We start from the raw sequence: 16,194 nt of genomic DNA, 5'->3' as shown, positions 1-16,194 counted from the left end.
TCGTAGCCCGAGCTATGAACAATCGACCCCGCAAGGCACTCGACTTCCGCACACCCAACGAGTCGTTCACCGCGTTGCTAACATCGACCCCGTAACTGGTGTTGCGACGTTCACTGGAATCCACCCGCCGAGCGTGCTTTTGCTTACACCGAGCGTGCCTTTGTGTACGCCGAGCGTGCTTTTGTGTACGCCGAGCGTGCTTTTGCGTGCGACGACCGGGCCTCAACGGCCGACGGTCAGTCCGGATGCCTCCTGGTATTGCTCGTATACAGCCGGAATGGGGTCGGCCTCGTAGGTGCTCTCGGCAGCGGTCGACCAAGTCGGTGGCTCGCCATCGGACGTCAGCGTCCACGCGGCCTGGCGGGCGGCGCCGAGGGCGACGTACTCGCCGGGTTCGGGCACCACCACCGGGTGCCCGAAGATCGACGGCGCGATCTCCCGGACGGCAGCCGACCGGGCTCCGCCACCGACCAAGATGATCCGGTTGATTTCTATGCCCTGCTCCACGATCCGGTCGGTGCAGTATTGCAGTGAGCACAACAGACCTTCGATGCCTGCGCGAGCGATGTTGGCGTTGCTCAGATTTCGGCCGGTCATCCCATGGAGAGCGCCGCGGGTGTGCGGCAGGTTCGGCGATCGTTCTCCCTCGAAGTAGGGGACCAACGACAGACCTTCGGCCCCCGGGGGTGCCGACAACGCGAGGTCTGAGAACGTCTGAAGGTCCACGCCGAGCATGTCCGCGACTGCCGCGAGGACCGGAGCGCCGTTGAGCGTGCAGACCAGTGGCAGTTGTCTGCCGGTGGCATCGGCGAATCCCGCGACGAGTCCGTCGTAGTCGGCTGGGGATCGGTCGCCGACAGCGCTGACCACACCCGAGGTGCCCAGCGACACAACACAATCACCTGGCCCGGCACCGAGGGCCAGGGCGGCGGCGGCATTGTCGCCTGCCCCTGCGCCGAGGCCTGCACCGCCGGCGGCGCGGGCAGCGGTCTCGGACGGCGCGGCAATGCGAGGAAGAAGCGGCCTTCGTCCGCGAAGCGCCAACTGCACGAGGTTGTCGTGATACTCGCCGGTGGCGGCGCTGAAATAGCCGGTCCCGCTGGCGTCGCTGCGGTCGGTCCAGAGGTCTGCTATGTCCGGCGAGCCCGACAGTCGCCAACTGAGCCAGTCGTGGGGAAGGCACACCGCGGCGGTGCGATCTGCGTTCCCGGGCTCGTGATCGGCAAGCCAACGCAGTTTCGACACGGTGAAGGACGCGACGGGAAGGAGGCCGGTTTCATCGACCCACGGTTTCGGCCCACCGAGGTCGTCGATCAGTTGGGTGGCCGCGGTATCGGAACGGGTATCGTTCCACAGCAAGGCGTCTCGGACCACCTCGCCGTTCTCGTCGAGACAGATCATGCCATGTTGCTGCGCTCCCACCGACACCGCGGCGACGTCGTCGATGCCGCCGGCGTCACCGATCGCTTCCTGCAGAGCGTCCCACCACCGGTCGGGATGGATCTCGGTGCCGTGCGGATGCGGTGCGCTGCCCGACCGGACGATCCCGCCGTCCTCGGTGTCGCACACCACAACCTTGCTGGACTGGGTCGACGAGTCGATTCCGGCGACCAGCGTCATCTCTACTCCTCAGCGAGCTCGAGAATCGCGACCGAGGTTCCGAGCCGCGCCGTCGTCACGCTACCGGTGAAATCGGTTCCGGTCAGCAATTCTCGCCACGTGCCGGCCGGAAGCTCAAGCGTCGTCTGCTCCCAGTCGCTGTCTTCCAGTCGTGCGGTCCAGCGGCAGCCGGCCACGATCACCGAGATACCGGCGTCCTTTTCACCGCGGCCGAAGGCCACGACATGGGCTGCGGCGGGACCGGTCGCCGACAGGGCGTGATAGTCACCGGCGACGAACACCTCTGGTCGCCGGCGACGCAGGTGCAGTGCGGTGCGCACGACGGCCACCTTGGGATGGTCCACGGACTGCGAGTAATCGACCGGACGTCGATTGTCCGGGTCGACCAGCGAATCGTCGAACCACTCCGTGCCCTGGTAGACGTCGGGGATACCGGGGGCCAGCAGAGCCAGTGCCTTCTGCACCACGGCATCGGACTCGAGGTGGTGCCGGGTGTCGTGGACGAGTTCGGTCAGGTCGTCGCCGCACGGGCCGTCGAAAGTTTGATCCAGCCAGCCGTGGACGGCGGATTCGAAGGCCTCGTCGACGTCGGTCCACGTGGTCCCGACCCCGCCTTCGCGAATGGCCTTCGTCGCATAATCGTGTATGCGGGTGCGCAGCTCCGCTGTGACCGCTCCGTCCGCCGGCCACACGCCGAACAGGTTCTGACGCAGGAACAATCCCGTGACGCCGGCAGGCGCGGGGTTGCGAGCCTGGGAGCGATCGACCAGCTCCGCCCAACGCTCCGGGATCTGCGACAGGAACCCGATCCGCGCCCGGACGTCTTCGCTGCGTTTGGTGTCGTGCGTCGACAAAGAGGTGAGCGCGCGCGGCCACGCCGACGCCCGGTCAGCGTTGAAGAGGTGGAAGTCGTCGAGAGAATCGGCGAAGACCCCGGGGCTGCCACCGACCTCTTGCAGGCTGACCAACCGTGCGGTCCGGTAGAAGAGGCAGTCTTCGACGCTCTTCGCCGTCACCGCACCGCAGACCTGTGCCAGGCGTGCCCGCGACTCTGCATCCGACGCCACTGCAGACCCGATCAGATCGAACGACGACGCGAGAGCGGGGAGTCGCTTCCTCTCGGTGTCCAGTAGCGACTCGAGCGTGCCCGACAGAACCGGATAGTCGCTGCGATACACACCGAGACCGGCCACCACCGCGCCGATCGCGACGTCGAGATCCTCAGCCGCAGGCACGTCGGCGCCGTGCGCGGTTGCCACGAGCGTTCGTCTAAGCCGCGCCCTCTCGGCGGGAAACGTCTCGTCCAGGATCGAGAGTTTGAGGTGTCGCTCGGTGGCTTCCAACCACAGGTTGTCGCCGCGGTCGCCGCTGTAGCGCTGGTGCAGATCGCCCATCGGGCCTTCGCCCTGGGGGTCGACCAGTACTGCGCCGACGGCGCGTAGAACCTCGTAGCCGGTTGTCCCATCGACCGGCAGGGACGGATCGAGTGGTTCGGAGCGGGCCAGGATCTTCTCGATCAGCAGGACGCGATCCGGCCCGATGTCGGCACGCAGGTTTTCGAGGTAACCGACAGGGTCGGCGAGGCCGTCGGGATGATCGACGCGGATCCCGTCCGTGAGATCTTCGGCGACCAGTTGCCGAACGAGGGTGTGGGTGGCGGCGTAGACGGCGGGATCTTCTTGTCGTAGGCCCGCAAGACCGTTGACCGAGAAGAACCGCCGGTAGCCGATGACACCGATGTCCCAGGGCACCAACCGATACGACTGCTCCTGATGCACGACAGTCGCCGACGTCGGGTTCGCCGGATCATAGGTACCCGGTGCCAGCGGAAACCGATGTTCATAGAAGGCGAGCTCCGGCTCGCTGCCATCGGTGTCGATTGTCAAGGCGCCGAGATCGTCGGGGGACCCGAGGACGGGAAGGGCGATCTTGCCCGCGGCACCATTGTCTTTCGACCAGTCGATGTCGAAGTAACCGGAATACTCCGATGCGGCACCCAGCCGCAGGACGTCCCACCACCACGGGTTCTGCCTGGGATCCTCGACACCGGTGTGGTTGGGAACGATGTCGACGATGAGACCGATGCCTCGCGCCGTCGCCGCCGCCCGCAGTGCGCGGAGTCCCTCGATACCACCGAGCGCAGGAGACACCTCGGGCGGCGGCACCCAGTCGTATCCGTGATTCGACCCGGCCTGCGCGGTCTGGATCGGTGACAGGTACAAGTGGCTCACCCCGAGAGCCGAATAGTGATCGAGGTGTTCGATCGAGTCGGCGAAGGTGAACCCGGCGTGTAGCTGAAGCCGATAGGTTGCCGTGAGCGGCAGGATCATGAAAGCTCCGGTGCTTGTCGAATACGAGTGGTCAGTTCACCTTGCGGAGTACCAACAACGACCGTTCTCTAACCAGAAGGCTGCTCTCGGCGTGTGCGCTCACCGAACTATCTCCCACCGCGTCGGCGGTGTCGAGTACCCCGGCCCACTCCTCGGCGTAGAAGGCCGTCGGCACCCGGAAGTCGATCGGCTCGTAGTGCGCGTTGAAACACATCAGGAAGTCGTCGTCCCGTACCACCCGGCCGCGGACATCCTTCTCGCCGATGGCCGAGCCATTCAGGAACACCGCGAGGGACTTGCCGAAACCGCTGTCCCAGTCGGCCTCGGTCATCTCCTCGCCGCCCGGGGTCAGCCAGGCGATGTCGCGTGGCTGATCACCCGAGCGGATCGGTCGGCCCGCGAAAAATCGGCGACGGCGGAACACCGGATGAGCGGTTCGCAGCGCGATGACGCGCGAGGTGAACGCGAGCAGGTCGGAGTTCTCCTCTGCCAGGGCCCAATCCATCCAGGCGATGGGGCTGTCCTGGCAGTAGACGTTGTTGTTGCCGTTCTGGGTGCGGCCGATCTCATCGCCGTGCGCGATCATCGGGGTGCCCTGGCTGAGCATGAGGGTGGCCAGAATGTTCCGCTGCTGGCGGGCCCGTAGACGCTCGATCTCCGGATCGTCCGTTGGCCCCTCGACACCACAGTTCCACGACCTGTTGTGGCTTTCGCCGTCGCGATTGTCCTCGCCGTTTGCGTCGTTGTGCTTCTCGTTGTACGACACCAGGTCTCGTAAGGTGAACCCATCGTGGGCGGTCACGAAGTTGATGCTCGCGCTGGGGCGGCGTCCGGTCGCCTCGTACAAGTCGGACGATCCGGTGAGCCGGGATGCGAACTCGCCCAACGTTGCCGGCTCACCGCGCCAGTAGTCGCGGACGGTGTCGCGGTATTGTCCGTTCCACTCGGTCCACAGTCCGGGGAAGTTGCCCACCTGGTAGCCGCCCTCACCCACGTCCCACGGCTCGGCGATCAGCTTGACCTGACTGACCACCGGATCCTGTTGCACGAGATCGAAGAACGCGGACAGCTTGTCCACGTCGTGTAGTTCTCGTGCCAGGGTGGAGGCGAGATCGAATCGGAAACCGTCGACGTGCATCTCGAGAACCCAGTAGCGCAGTGAGTCCATGATCAGTTGGAGTGTATGTGGATGCCGGACGTTGAGGCTGTTACCGGTGCCCGTGTAATCCATGTAGTGCCAGGGCTCGCCGTCGAGAAGTCGGTAGTAGGCGGCGTTGTCGATACCGCGGAACGCGATACTCGGACCGCGATGGTTTCCCTCGGCGGTGTGGTTGTAGACCACGTCGAGGATCACCTCGATACCTGCCTCGTGGAACGCACGCACCATCGCCTTGAACTCGGGGACGGCACTGCCGGCCTTCTTGTTCGAGGCGTAGTCGGCATGAGGCGCCATGAACCCGAAACTGTTGTAGCCCCAGTAGTTCTTGAGCCCCTGGTCCAACAGGGTCTGGTCCTGCAGGAACTGATGAACCGGCATGAGTTCGATCGCGGTCACACCCAAATCGGTCAGGTGGTCGATGATCGCCGGATGCGCCAGCCCCGCGTAGGTGCCGCGGAGTTGTTCCGGGACCTCGGGATGCGTCGCGGTCATACCCTTGACGTGGGCCTCGTAGATGACGGTCTCGTAGTACGGCCGGTTCGGTGCCCGGTCGTGCTGCCAGTCGAAGAACGGATTGATCACGACCGAGGTCATGGTGTGCCCCAACGAATCCAGCCGCGGCGGCTCGCCGAACAAAGGATCGGGCGGTTCAGGTGTCGGTTCGGGTTCGACGATGGCTGCCTGCTGGGCCGAGTCGCTGTCGTCCTCACTCACGGCCGCGGCGGAGTCATCGGCGTCGACGGCGATCGTCTGGCGGTTCACATCCGAAGGGAGGGAGGATGTCTCGGCCTCTGCTGGCTCAGGTTCGGCCTCGGGGGTCTCGAGCACGATCGGATAGGAATACAGGGAGGCGTCGCCGTCGAACTCGCCGTGAAACGCCTTCCCGTAAGGGTCCACGAGCAGTTTGGAAGGGTCGCAACGCAAACCCTGGCGCGGGTCATAGGGGCCGTGCACCCGGTATCCATACATCTGGCCCGGAGCGATCGAGGGCAGGTACGCGTGCCAGACATATCCGTCGACCTCTTCGAGCGAGATACGGGTCTCGGAATTGTCCTTGCCGATCAAGCACAACTCGACCTTGGTGGCGACCTCGGAGAACAGGGAGAAGTTGGTGCCGGCGCCATCGAACGTGGCGCCCAAGGGATAAGCGGTGCCCGGCCACACCATGATCTCCGCGGCCACGGCGTGGCTCGTCCCGTTGGCGGAGTCGGCTGAAGTGGCGGTGGTCGCCGGGTCGATCACGTCGGTGTGCGCGGAAGTGCCGGTGACCTCGGCGTGCGCTCCGACCTCGGGCGGCGTCATCTGCACCCTCGTTTTTTCATGGCTTGACCCTACTTGTCGATGGAGCGGGTGGCATGTCCAGCGCGGGCGGGGTGCAGCGGCGCGGACAGGTCGGTGAATGTGGTGGTCAGGTCCAGGGCAGCGCGGCCTGCATCTGCCGCTGTAATTCGGGGACCAAGCTACGGACGAACGTTGCGCTGAGGTGGTGCAGGTCGTGGTAGACGATGATGTTCCCCACAACTGCGGGGCACTGTGTTTCGGTGCACATTCCGTCGGTGAGGTCGAGCGGCAACACGTTGGGGTGATCTCGCACTATGTCCAGCGTTGGATTGGTGGGGGCGAACGACGACGCGCGCGAGGTCGAGCATTCGTCGACATTATTGTTCGAGAGACAGTCCGGGGTGTTGATCGACCCCTCGCCGTTGTGCGGCCAGGATGTGTCGCGGATGCCGAGCACCGGGATACCCGCCTCGCCGAACTGGTCGAAAATCGGCAGGTAGTCGTCGGGAACCCAGTCGCCCGGCTCGTAGTCCCGAGGTCGCGTGGAATTGGTGAACACTGCATCGGGTCTGTCGGCGATGATCTGGGGCACCACCTTCTCGACCCAGTCGTGACATTGCGGGTACGGCACACCGGCCTGTTTCGGAATCAGTTCTGTCGAGAGCGGGCAGCCCATCTTCAGGTACGTCTTGACCTTGAAGTGGTTCTGTTTGCCGAGGATGTCCAGAGCGGTGATCCACATCTCGGCATGCGACCCTCCGGCAAGAGCAATCGTCTTGGTGGCCAACGGATCCCCGTAGACGCCGACGTGCACACCGTCGTCCTTGAAGTCGCTGATGTGGCCGTTGAACGACGTCGCGGGCAAATCCTTGACGACCTGCAGCGGCGAGGGTTGCGGGTCGACGTGGGGGACCGGTGCGTTCTCGAGCAGCGCGCGTGCTCCCGGATACACCCGCGGGTCGAGATCGGTCGTGTCCACGGTCATGTGTGCGACGTGGTAGTCCCAGGCCTTGAAACCCACGGTCATCAGAATCGCGCCGACGGCGAGCATCGTGGTGACCACGGTGGTGTAGTTCAGCATCCGTGCGCGCCACGGGTTGACCGGTGCGGCGTGCGCCGCGTGGTGGTGCCGAGTGGGACTGCCTTTGTGCGGCGGTGATTCTTTGTGGATCGAGACCGAGCGCGGCGCACGGAGCGGCTCCTCGATGTACCGCTTGGTGAGCCAGGCCATCGCAATCGACACCGCGATCAGTACCGTGCCCTCGACGATCGAGGCGTGATCCTTGTCCCGCCATGTCAGATAAAAGATCAGCAGCGGCCAATGCCACAGGTACAGCGCGTAGGAGATGGAACCGAGCCAGACCATCTGCGGGGTCGAGAGCCCCTGGTTCACCTTTGGCTGATCCGTCGTCGGGCCGTGCTGCAGGCCTGTCGCGCCGGCCCAGATGATGGCGAGGGTCGACAAGACGGGGACCAGCGCCCAGGGCCCCGGATACTGCTCGACCCCGACGATCCACCACCCGCAGGTGATGATCATGCCCAGGGCGACGATGGCCACCAGGCTGCGGATGACATTCGGTACCCGCCACTTCGGCATCCAGATCGCAAGGAGCCCGCCGGCGAGCGGTTCCCATGCGCGGGAGATGGTGTCGTAGTAGTTGAACTGCTGGTTGACCTCCATGCGCATGTGAGCCCAATAGAAGGACACAGCGGCAACACCCAGGATGGCGACGAACACCACGACCCTGATCACGGTCGGATCGGCCAGCTTCTTCACGCCGGCCCGCACCAGCAACTTGATCGCACCCGCGAACGCGAGGGCTGTGAGCATCGTGAGGACGAAGAACTGGCCCTGCACCGACATGGACCACAGATGCTGGAGGGGGCTGTTGGCCGAGCTGGCCGCGGTGTAGTCCTGCGAATTGAACGCCAGATGCCAGTTTTGGTAGTAGAAGAGGCTTGCGATGACCTCTTTGCCGGTCGACACCCACCTCGTCTGGGGGAAGATCAACAACGTGCCCAGGCTGATCACGATGAGGATGGCCACCAGTGCCGGCAGTAGTCGCCTGGCGAGCCGGGTGAGCCGCTTTGTCGGATTGACGGTGTGCCAGAGTGTCGCGCGATCGTCCTGGCTGACGATCACGTGGCGGAGCAGCGATCCGACGAAGAAATAGCCGGACAGGGTGAGGAAGACATCGACGCCGCCGGAGACCCGTCCGAACCAGATGTGAAAGCACGCCACCAGCACGATGGCGAGGCCACGAAGGCCGTCGAGGTCAGTGCGATACGAGGGCACGGTGTCGGCCGGAACCGACGGCGGCCGACTGTCCACACTGGGCGTGGCTGTCAACTGGTTGTGTCTCACTTGTCCGGTTGCGCTGAAATCGGTGTTGCTTCCCAGCATCGGGTGGGCTGTTCCGGCACGTAATGTACCTGCTCTTGCTTAGAATCCCCGGCCGGGAACGCCGCACGAGGCTCACTAGGGTGGAGCAGTGCCCCCATTGCCCGAGTTTCCGACCCCGCGAGCACCGATGTCGGCGCAGGAGATAGTGCGCCTCGATTCCGAGCTGATCTGGCATCCCTACGGGACCCTGCCGCACCCGGATCCCGCGCCGCGGGTGGTGCGGTCCGCAGCCGGCGTCCGGCTGACGTTCGCCGACGGGACAACCGTCGTCGACGGGATGAGTTCGTGGTGGGCCGCGATCCACGGCTACGCCCATCCGGTTCTCGACGAGGCCGCGCGCCGCCAGCTCGACGCGATGGCACATGTCATGTTCGGCGGTCTGACCCACGAACCGGCAGCTCGGCTGGCCGAACTCCTCGTCCAGATCACGCCGGAGCCACTGCGCACCGTCTTCTTCTGTGACTCGGGATCGGTCTCGGTGGAAGTGGCGGTGAAGATGGCGCTGCAGTATTGGCGGGCGCGTGGTGAGTCGCGGCGTACCCGACTGCTGACCTGGCGCGGCGGTTATCACGGGGACACGTTCACTCCGATGAGCGTCTGCGATCCCGAAGGTGGGATGCACACCTTGTGGACTGACGTGTTGACCCCACAGGTGTTCGCAGACGCACCCCCCGCAGAGTTCTCGGCCGATTACGTCACACACCTGGAGAACGTGGTCGCCGAACACTCCGGTGAGCTCGCCGCGGTCATCGTGGAACCGGTCGTACAGGGCGCCGGCGGCATGAGATTCCACGACGCGCGTTATCTGACCGAGCTGCGCCGGATCTGCGACGAGCACGGACTGCTGCTCATCTTCGATGAGATCGCCACCGGGTTCGGACGCACCGGTGCACTGTTCGCCGCCGATCATGCCGGGGTGTCGCCCGACATCATGTGTCTGGGCAAGGCGCTCACCGGTGGTTACCTGTCGATGGCGGCGACACTGTGTACCCGTGCCATCGCCGAGACCATCTCCCGCTCGGAGGTCGGGGTGCTGGCGCACGGACCGACCTTCATGGCCAATCCGCTGACGTGTGCGGTGGCTCTTGCCTCGACCGAACTGTTGCTTGCCTCGCCGTGGCGACAGCGGGTGACGCACATCGAAGAACGTCTGACCACCGGACTGGCCCCACTCGCCGAACTGTCAGGAGTGCGTGAGGTCCGGGTGAAAGGCGCGATCGGCGTCGTGCAGCTGGAGCAACCGGTCGACATGGGCCCGGCGACGTATGCCGCGGTCGACGCGGGCGTCTGGTTGCGGCCTTTCCGCGACCTCATCTACACGATGCCGCCTTTCATCTGCTCAGATGATGATCTCGACGCGATCGTCGGTGGTATCGGCGCGGCGGTCACGGCGGTGACCGGCGAGCGAGTGTCCGGCAGTCATAGTGGGTGAGAGGTGACAACGTCGCCTGTGAGACGCTCTTGGGCAGTGAATCCGATGACATCTTCCGACACGGCGACCGCGCTCAGCTGGCTTGACGAGGCCGCGGATGTGCGCGCGGCCGCCGGCCTGCATCGCACGTTGGTACCGCGTGCCGCCGAGGGCGACCTGCTCAACCTGGCGTCCAACGACTATCTCGGACTGTCCCGCGAACCGTCCGTGATCGCGGGTGCCCGAGACGCTCTCGAGCGATGGGGCGGCGGGGCCACGTCGTCGCGGCTGGTGACCGGCACCACCACGTTGCACTCCGAACTCGAGGCCGACCTCGCGGCTTTCCTGGAGTACGAGTCTGCGCTCGTGTTCTCGTCCGGCTATCTGGGGAACGTCGGGGCCGTGTCAGCGCTCATGGGCCGCGGTGACCTGATCGTCAGCGACGGCGGCGCGCATGCGTCGTTGATCGATGGATGCCGGCTTTCGCGTGCACGCGTGGTGGTGGTCGATCGCGGTGACCACGATGCAGTACGGCGCGAACTCGACAGGCGAACCGAAGAACGCGCCATGGTGGTCACCGACTCCGTGTACTCCATCGACGGAGCCATCGCGCCGGTGACGCAGTTGTATTCGGCCGCCCGAGACCACAACGCCGTCCTGCTCGTCGACGAGGCCCACGCGCTCGGCATCCGGGGCGCCGGTGGTCGCGGTGTTCTGCACGAAGCGGGACTGTCGGGCGCCCCAGATCTCGTCGCGACCGCGGTGCTGTCCAAATCGTTGGGATCTCAGGGGGGAGTGGTGCTCGGATCGGCAGCGGTCCGCGGTCACCTCATCGACCGGGCCCGGAGTTTCATCTTCGACACCGGACTCGCCCCGGCTGCTGTCGGTGCCGCACAGGCGGCCTTGACCCTGTTGCGGCACCGCCCTGAACTCGCGGTCCGCGTGCGGTCGAATGCTGCGCGCCTGGCCCAACTGTGCGGCGGAGAAGTTCCGGAGGCCGCCGTGGTCTCGATCGTCCTCGGCGACCCGGCCCGTGCCCTCGACGCCGCCCAGCGTTGCCGCGACCGTGGAGTCCTCGTCGGCTGTTTCCGGCCGCCATCGGTCCCGCCCGGCACGTCGCGACTGCGTCTGACGGTCCGCGCCGACCTCACAGACGACGACATCACGACCGTGACCGAGGTGGTCAACTCCGTGCTCGCCGAGATCTGACATGTCTCCCGTCGAACGTGCCGACAACGCCGTCGAGCGTGCCGATAACGCCCTCGAGCGTGCCACAACAATCGCCATCGGCCCGTCATCGTGAAACTCGTGATCACCGGCACCTCCACAGAGGTGGGAAAAACGGTCGCGACCGCTGCACTCACGGCCGCGGCGATCGACCGCGGAGCCTCGGTCGCGGTCTGTAAACCCGCGCAGACCGGGGTCGGGCCGGGCGAGCCCGGGGACATCGCCGAAGTGCGTCGGCTGACCGGGGTCAGGGCAACCGCAGAGAGTTTTCGCTACCGCGACCCATTGGCGCCGGACCGGGCCGCCCGTCGGGAGGGCGCACCGTTCGTCGACCTCGAGACGGTGCTGTCCGCGGTGTCACAGTTCGACGATCACGACCTGACATTGGTCGAGGGCGCCGGGGGAGCGCTGGTGCGGTTGGCTCCGGATCTCACCATCCTCGATGTGGCGGCAGGCCTCGACGCGCCGTTGCTGGTGGTCGCCGCCGCAGGGCTCGGCACCCTCAACCACACCGAGCTGACCATTCGCGCCATCGAGGCTGCCGGCCTCGATTGTGCGGGCATCGTCATCGGTTCCTGGCCCGACGAACCCGATCTTGCGGAGCGCTGCAATATGGAGGATCTGCCGCTGGTCACCGGCGTTCCGATCGTCGGCCGGATCCCGACAGGCGCGGGCCGTTTCGATCGGCGATTCTTCGGTGCGCAGGCACGGCACTGGTTCGATGCCGATTGGCTGTCGCGGCTTGTGGTGTACCCCAAGTCCGCCGACGCAGGTGATAGGGCACACTAGGACCGCAAAGTGTCATGACGAGAGGGAGGCCCAACGTGACCCAGGCGCCAGTACGCACGGACATTCTCGACGTCGCGCGTGAGCAGGTGTTGGAACGCGGTGAGGGTTTGAGCCAGGAGCAGACGCTGCAGATCTTGCAGTTGTCCGATGATCGGCTGACGGACCTGCTGCAGCTCGCTCACGATGTGCGGATGAAGCACTGCGGACCTGAGGTCGAGGTGGAAGGCATCATCTCCCTCAAGACCGGTGGTTGTCCCGAGGATTGCCATTTCTGTTCGCAGTCGGGTCTGTTTGCCTCTCCGGTGCGTAGTGCGTGGATCGACATTCCTGCGCTGGTGGAGGCGGCCAAGCAGACTGCCAAGTCGGGTGCGACGGAGTTCTGCATCGTCGCTGCGGTGCGTGGCCCGGACAAGCGTCTGATGGCGCAGGTCGCTGCGGGTATCGAGGCCATTCGCGCCGAGGTCGACATCCAGATCGCGTGCAGCCTGGGAATGTTGACCCAGGAGCAGGTCGATGCGCTCAAGGCGATGGGGGTGCACCGGTACAACCACAATTTGGAGACCGCGCGCTCGCATTTCCCGAACGTTGTCACCACGCACAGCTGGGAAGAGCGTTTCGGGACGTTGAAGATGATTCGCGAGGCCGGCATGGAGGTCTGCTGCGGCGGCATCCTGGGTATGGGTGAGACGCTCGAGCAGCGCGCCGAGTTCGCCGCCGATCTCGCTGCACTTGATCCCGACGAGGTTCCCCTGAACTTTCTGAACCCGCGTCCGGGTACCCCGTTCGGGGACCTCGACGTGCTGCCGGCTGCCGAGGCGCTCAAGGCGGTTGCGGCGTTCCGGTTGGCGTTGCCGCGCACCATCTTGCGGTTCGCCGGTGGCCGCGAGATCACCCTGGGTGATCTCGGTGCCAAGCAGGGCATCCTCGGTGGCATCAATGCGGTGATCGTGGGTAATTATCTGACGACCCTGGGCCGTCCGGCCGAGACTGATCTGGATCTGCTCGAAGAGTTGCAGATGCCGATCAAGGCACTCAACGACTCGATTTGAGCGCGAGCCCACTCGTGAGTGACATCCCGACACCACTGGCCGCACCGTTGGTGTTCGGGGTCTACACCGGGGTGAAACTCGACGTCGAAGACCCGCAATCAGTACCGCGCGCAGCGCAATTGGGCCTCGAGCCGCCGCGCTATTGCGGGCAATGCGGTCGCCGGATGGTGGTGCAGGTGCGTCCTGACGGCTGGTCTGCGCGGTGTTCTCGGCACGGTACTGTCGACTCCGTGGAGCTGACACAACGTTGATGGGCAGTGGTCGGTCCGGGCTGTTCGCGGCCGCGGGCGTGGCGGCAACGGGGATCATCTGGGGCGCCGTCTGGGCCTTGCTGACACCGGGTATCGAAGGCCGGGCCGTCGAGGACGGTCGGGCGGTTGCGATCGGCGATGCGACGGCCGAGTTCGGCGCGATCGCGCGATTCTTCTGCCTCGCACTCGCGGCGGGTGTTGTCCTGGCCATCGTGTTCTGGTATCCGCCCGCGCTGCGCGGTCCCTTGGGGGTGGTCGGGTTGTCTGCCGGCGCCGTGGCGGCGGGGATCTTCGCGATCTGGGTTGGTGATGCCATTGCCCGGCAACGTTTTTCCGGCCGGGATGGCGTCCCGGCAGGCGGTGAGTTCACTCAGCCGCCGACTCTTCGGATCGATGGTGCACATCTCGACACCTTGGGTGGGCTGAGCGTGTCGTGGGTGCTGCTGGTGGTCGCGCCTCTCACCGCGTTGGTGACGTATTTCCTGCTCGTGGTGATGAATCGAGACGCCGATCTGGGTCACCCGGCCTCGGCCCCTCATGATTCGACGGCCCTCGATTCGACTCTGAGTGAGCCATCGCATAGTTGAGGGCCTTGCTGCGCCGATAGTTGTAGTTTCACAATAGTTAGGTGAACTCAACTACAGGCACGCTCACTCCGCGCCGAAAGGCTGCGATCTTGGCGACCTGTTGCCTCAGTCTGCTGATCGTCTCGATGGACGCGACCATCGTCAACGTTGCCATTCCCTCTATCCGTAGCGATTTGGACGCAACGCCGTCCCAGCTGCAGTGGGTGATCGACGTCTACACCCTGGTGCTGGCGAGTTTGCTGCTGTTGTCGGGGACGATGGCGGATCGCTTCGGCCGGCGTCGGGTCTTCCAGATCGGATTGGGTACTTTCGCGCTCGGATCGCTGTTGTGCAGCTTGGCGCCGACCATCCAGGTCCTCATCGCCGCACGATTCCTGCAAGCGGTCGGCGGTTCGATGCTCAACCCGGTCGCGATGTCGATCATCACGCAGACGTTCTCCGGACGGGTCGAGCGCGCCCGGGCCGTAGGTGTGTGGGGTGCGGTCGTCGGGATCTCGATGTCGCTGGGCCCGATAGTGGGCGGTCTGCTGATCGATTCGTTCAGTTGGGAGTCGGTCTTCTGGATCAATTTGCCGATCTGCCTGATCGCAGTGGTGGCGACGGCCCTCGTCGTGCCCGAATCGAAGTCGGCCAAGGTCCGAGGGCTCGATCCCATCGGGCAGGGTCTGGCGATCGTCGTCATGGCAGGCATGATCGTCGGGTTGATCGAGGGGCCGGGCCTGGGCTGGACCGATCCGCGCACCATCGCGATCTTCGCCGTAGGGATCGCGTCGTTCGCAGCCTTCTGTCGCTACGAGCTACGCCGCGACGAACCGTTCATCGAGCTTCGGTTCTTCCGGAGTGTCCCGTTCGCTGCGGCGACGGTCACCGGTGTGTTCGCCTTTGCCGCATATGGCGCCTTCTTGTTCATGATGTCGATCTACCTACAGAGCATTCGCGACTACTCGCCGGTGCAGACCGGGCTGATGTTTCTCCCCATCGCCGCCGGAACACTGGTGTTCTCGCCGCTGTCGGGGCGGCTGGTCGGCAAGTACGGGACGCGGCCCTCGTTGGTGATCGCCGGGTTGTTGCTGGCGGTGGCGTCGGCGACCCTGACCCAACTCGACCAATACACACCCAACTGGCAGCTGCTGGTGGTGTTCGGTCTGTTCGGTATCGGTTTCGGCATGGTCAACGCTCCGATCACGACGGCCGCGGTCAGTGGGATGCCGCGGGACCGGGCAGGCGCAGCCTCGGCCATCGCGTCGACCAGTCGTCAGGTCGGGATCAGCCTGGGCGTCGCGTTGTCGGGAACGCTTGCCGGAACAGTGATCGCCGCGGATGCGAACTCGGCAGGCGCGGTGGACGACATGGCTCCGCTGTGGTGGGTTTCGGTCGGACTGGCCCTCGGCATCGCCGCGCTCGGGTTCTACTCGACGACTGCGGCGTCGGCGCGCACCACGCAGCGCGTTGCCACGTTGTTCGCTGAATCGGACGAGGAACCGATCACGCAACCCACCCTTGCCGGGCGCGCTCGCGGGAGCGCACATGAGTGATCGCCGAGACGACGTCTGGCAGGTGATGGCGTCGCTGGTGCACAGTAATCGCGATACCTGGCGACGAGCGGTGATCGAACGTAGCGGCCTGCCTTTCAGCAGATTTCGGGTTCTGAGCAGGCTCGATGACGGGCCTCGCTCGGTCAAGGCATTGGCGGCGGCGGCAACGCTCGACGCGCCCGCGACCACCGTCGCCGTCAACGATCTCGCTGAGCGCGGACTGGTGGACCGGAAGGTCGACCCCGGTAATCGCCGCAGCAAGATCGTGTCGCTGACCGGGGCCGGACGTGAACTCCTCGATTCGATCCGAGCAATCGGTGATCCTGCCCCGTCTGCTTTCGAAGTCCTGTCAGATGACGAACTCTCGACCCTTGCCGGACTGCTGGAAAAGCTGAGTCAGGGGTCAGGCGGCCGGTCGACGAGAAATGAGAACGAGCGGGTGACGTAGCGGCTACGTTCCCATCCGCCGAGCGTGCCCTTCCAGACGCCGACCGTGCCCTTCCAGACGCCGGCCGTGCCCTTCCAGACGCCGACTGGGCTTTACCGGACGC

At 65.2% G+C, this 16,194-nt stretch carries 12 protein-coding genes; 8 read left to right on the top strand and 4 right to left on the bottom strand.

Annotated elements, in window-relative coordinates:
* Positions 1–222: 222 nt before the first annotated feature.
* From xylB to J3S28_RS25255, 4 genes are all read right to left on the bottom strand, one after another.
* The gene (gene xylB / locus J3S28_RS25270) at positions 223–1,620 is read right to left on the bottom strand and encodes a xylulokinase (RefSeq protein ID WP_207843707.1); all 1,398 of its coding nucleotides are present in this window, start codon (positions 1,618–1,620) and stop codon (positions 223–225) included.
* 2 nt (positions 1,621–1,622) lie between these two features.
* Complete coding sequence (gene treY, locus J3S28_RS25265) at positions 1,623–3,950, bottom strand: malto-oligosyltrehalose synthase (RefSeq protein WP_207843706.1); 2,328 nt, start codon at positions 3,948–3,950, stop codon at positions 1,623–1,625.
* Between the two features lie 31 nt (positions 3,951–3,981).
* On the bottom strand, positions 3,982–6,276 hold the full coding sequence (gene glgX, locus J3S28_RS25260) for a glycogen debranching protein GlgX (protein ID WP_237342115.1): 2,295 nt from the start codon (positions 6,274–6,276) through the stop codon (positions 3,982–3,984).
* A gap of 241 nt (positions 6,277–6,517) precedes the next feature.
* Positions 6,518–8,740 carry an acyltransferase family protein gene (locus J3S28_RS25255; RefSeq protein WP_237342081.1) on the bottom strand — a complete coding sequence of 741 codons (2,223 nt, stop codon included), beginning with the start codon at positions 8,738–8,740 and terminating at the stop codon, positions 6,518–6,520.
* Positions 8,741–8,921: 181 nt separating this feature from the next.
* Between J3S28_RS25255 and J3S28_RS25250 the strand changes: the two genes are divergently transcribed.
* The 8 genes from J3S28_RS25250 (at position 8,922) to J3S28_RS25215 (ending at position 16,091) form a co-directional block, all read left to right on the top strand.
* Complete coding sequence (locus J3S28_RS25250; RefSeq protein WP_207843720.1) at positions 8,922–10,226, top strand: adenosylmethionine--8-amino-7-oxononanoate transaminase; 1,305 nt, start codon at positions 8,922–8,924, stop codon at positions 10,224–10,226.
* 45 nt (positions 10,227–10,271) lie between these two features.
* Positions 10,272–11,414: an 8-amino-7-oxononanoate synthase gene (locus tag J3S28_RS25245; protein WP_207843703.1), complete on the top strand. Its 1,143-nt coding sequence runs from the start codon at positions 10,272–10,274 to the stop codon at positions 11,412–11,414.
* 99 nt (positions 11,415–11,513) lie between these two features.
* The gene (gene bioD / locus J3S28_RS25240) at positions 11,514–12,221 is read left to right on the top strand and encodes a dethiobiotin synthase (RefSeq protein WP_372436072.1); all 708 of its coding nucleotides are present in this window, start codon (positions 11,514–11,516) and stop codon (positions 12,219–12,221) included.
* A gap of 35 nt (positions 12,222–12,256) precedes the next feature.
* Positions 12,257–13,270: a biotin synthase BioB gene (bioB, locus tag J3S28_RS25235; protein ID WP_207843702.1), complete on the top strand. Its 1,014-nt coding sequence runs from the start codon at positions 12,257–12,259 to the stop codon at positions 13,268–13,270.
* Between the two features lie 14 nt (positions 13,271–13,284).
* On the top strand, positions 13,285–13,521 hold the full coding sequence (gene bsaP / locus J3S28_RS25230) for a biotin synthase auxiliary protein BsaP (RefSeq protein ID WP_207843701.1): 237 nt from the start codon (positions 13,285–13,287) through the stop codon (positions 13,519–13,521).
* Positions 13,521–14,108: a DUF2567 domain-containing protein gene (locus tag J3S28_RS25225; protein ID WP_207843700.1), complete on the top strand. Its 588-nt coding sequence runs from the start codon at positions 13,521–13,523 to the stop codon at positions 14,106–14,108. Before bsaP ends, J3S28_RS25225 begins: the two co-directional genes overlap by 1 nt.
* Before the next feature lie 41 nt (positions 14,109–14,149).
* Positions 14,150–15,643, top strand: coding sequence for an MFS transporter (locus J3S28_RS25220; RefSeq protein ID WP_207843699.1), 1,494 nt, complete (start codon positions 14,150–14,152; stop codon positions 15,641–15,643).
* Positions 15,636–16,091 (top strand): MarR family winged helix-turn-helix transcriptional regulator, encoded by a 456-nt coding sequence (locus J3S28_RS25215; protein ID WP_207843698.1) that lies wholly within the window; start codon positions 15,636–15,638, stop codon positions 16,089–16,091. The genes J3S28_RS25220 and J3S28_RS25215 overlap by 8 nt, the downstream gene beginning before the upstream one ends.
* The last annotated feature ends 103 nt before the right edge of the window (positions 16,092–16,194 follow it).

This window comes from Williamsia soli (genome assembly GCF_017377795.1).
In the GTDB taxonomy this organism is placed as follows: domain Bacteria; phylum Actinomycetota; class Actinomycetes; order Mycobacteriales; family Mycobacteriaceae; genus Williamsia; species Williamsia soli.
Note: the sequence above shows the minus strand (reverse complement) of the source record. Positions and strands in the feature narration are given on the sequence as shown.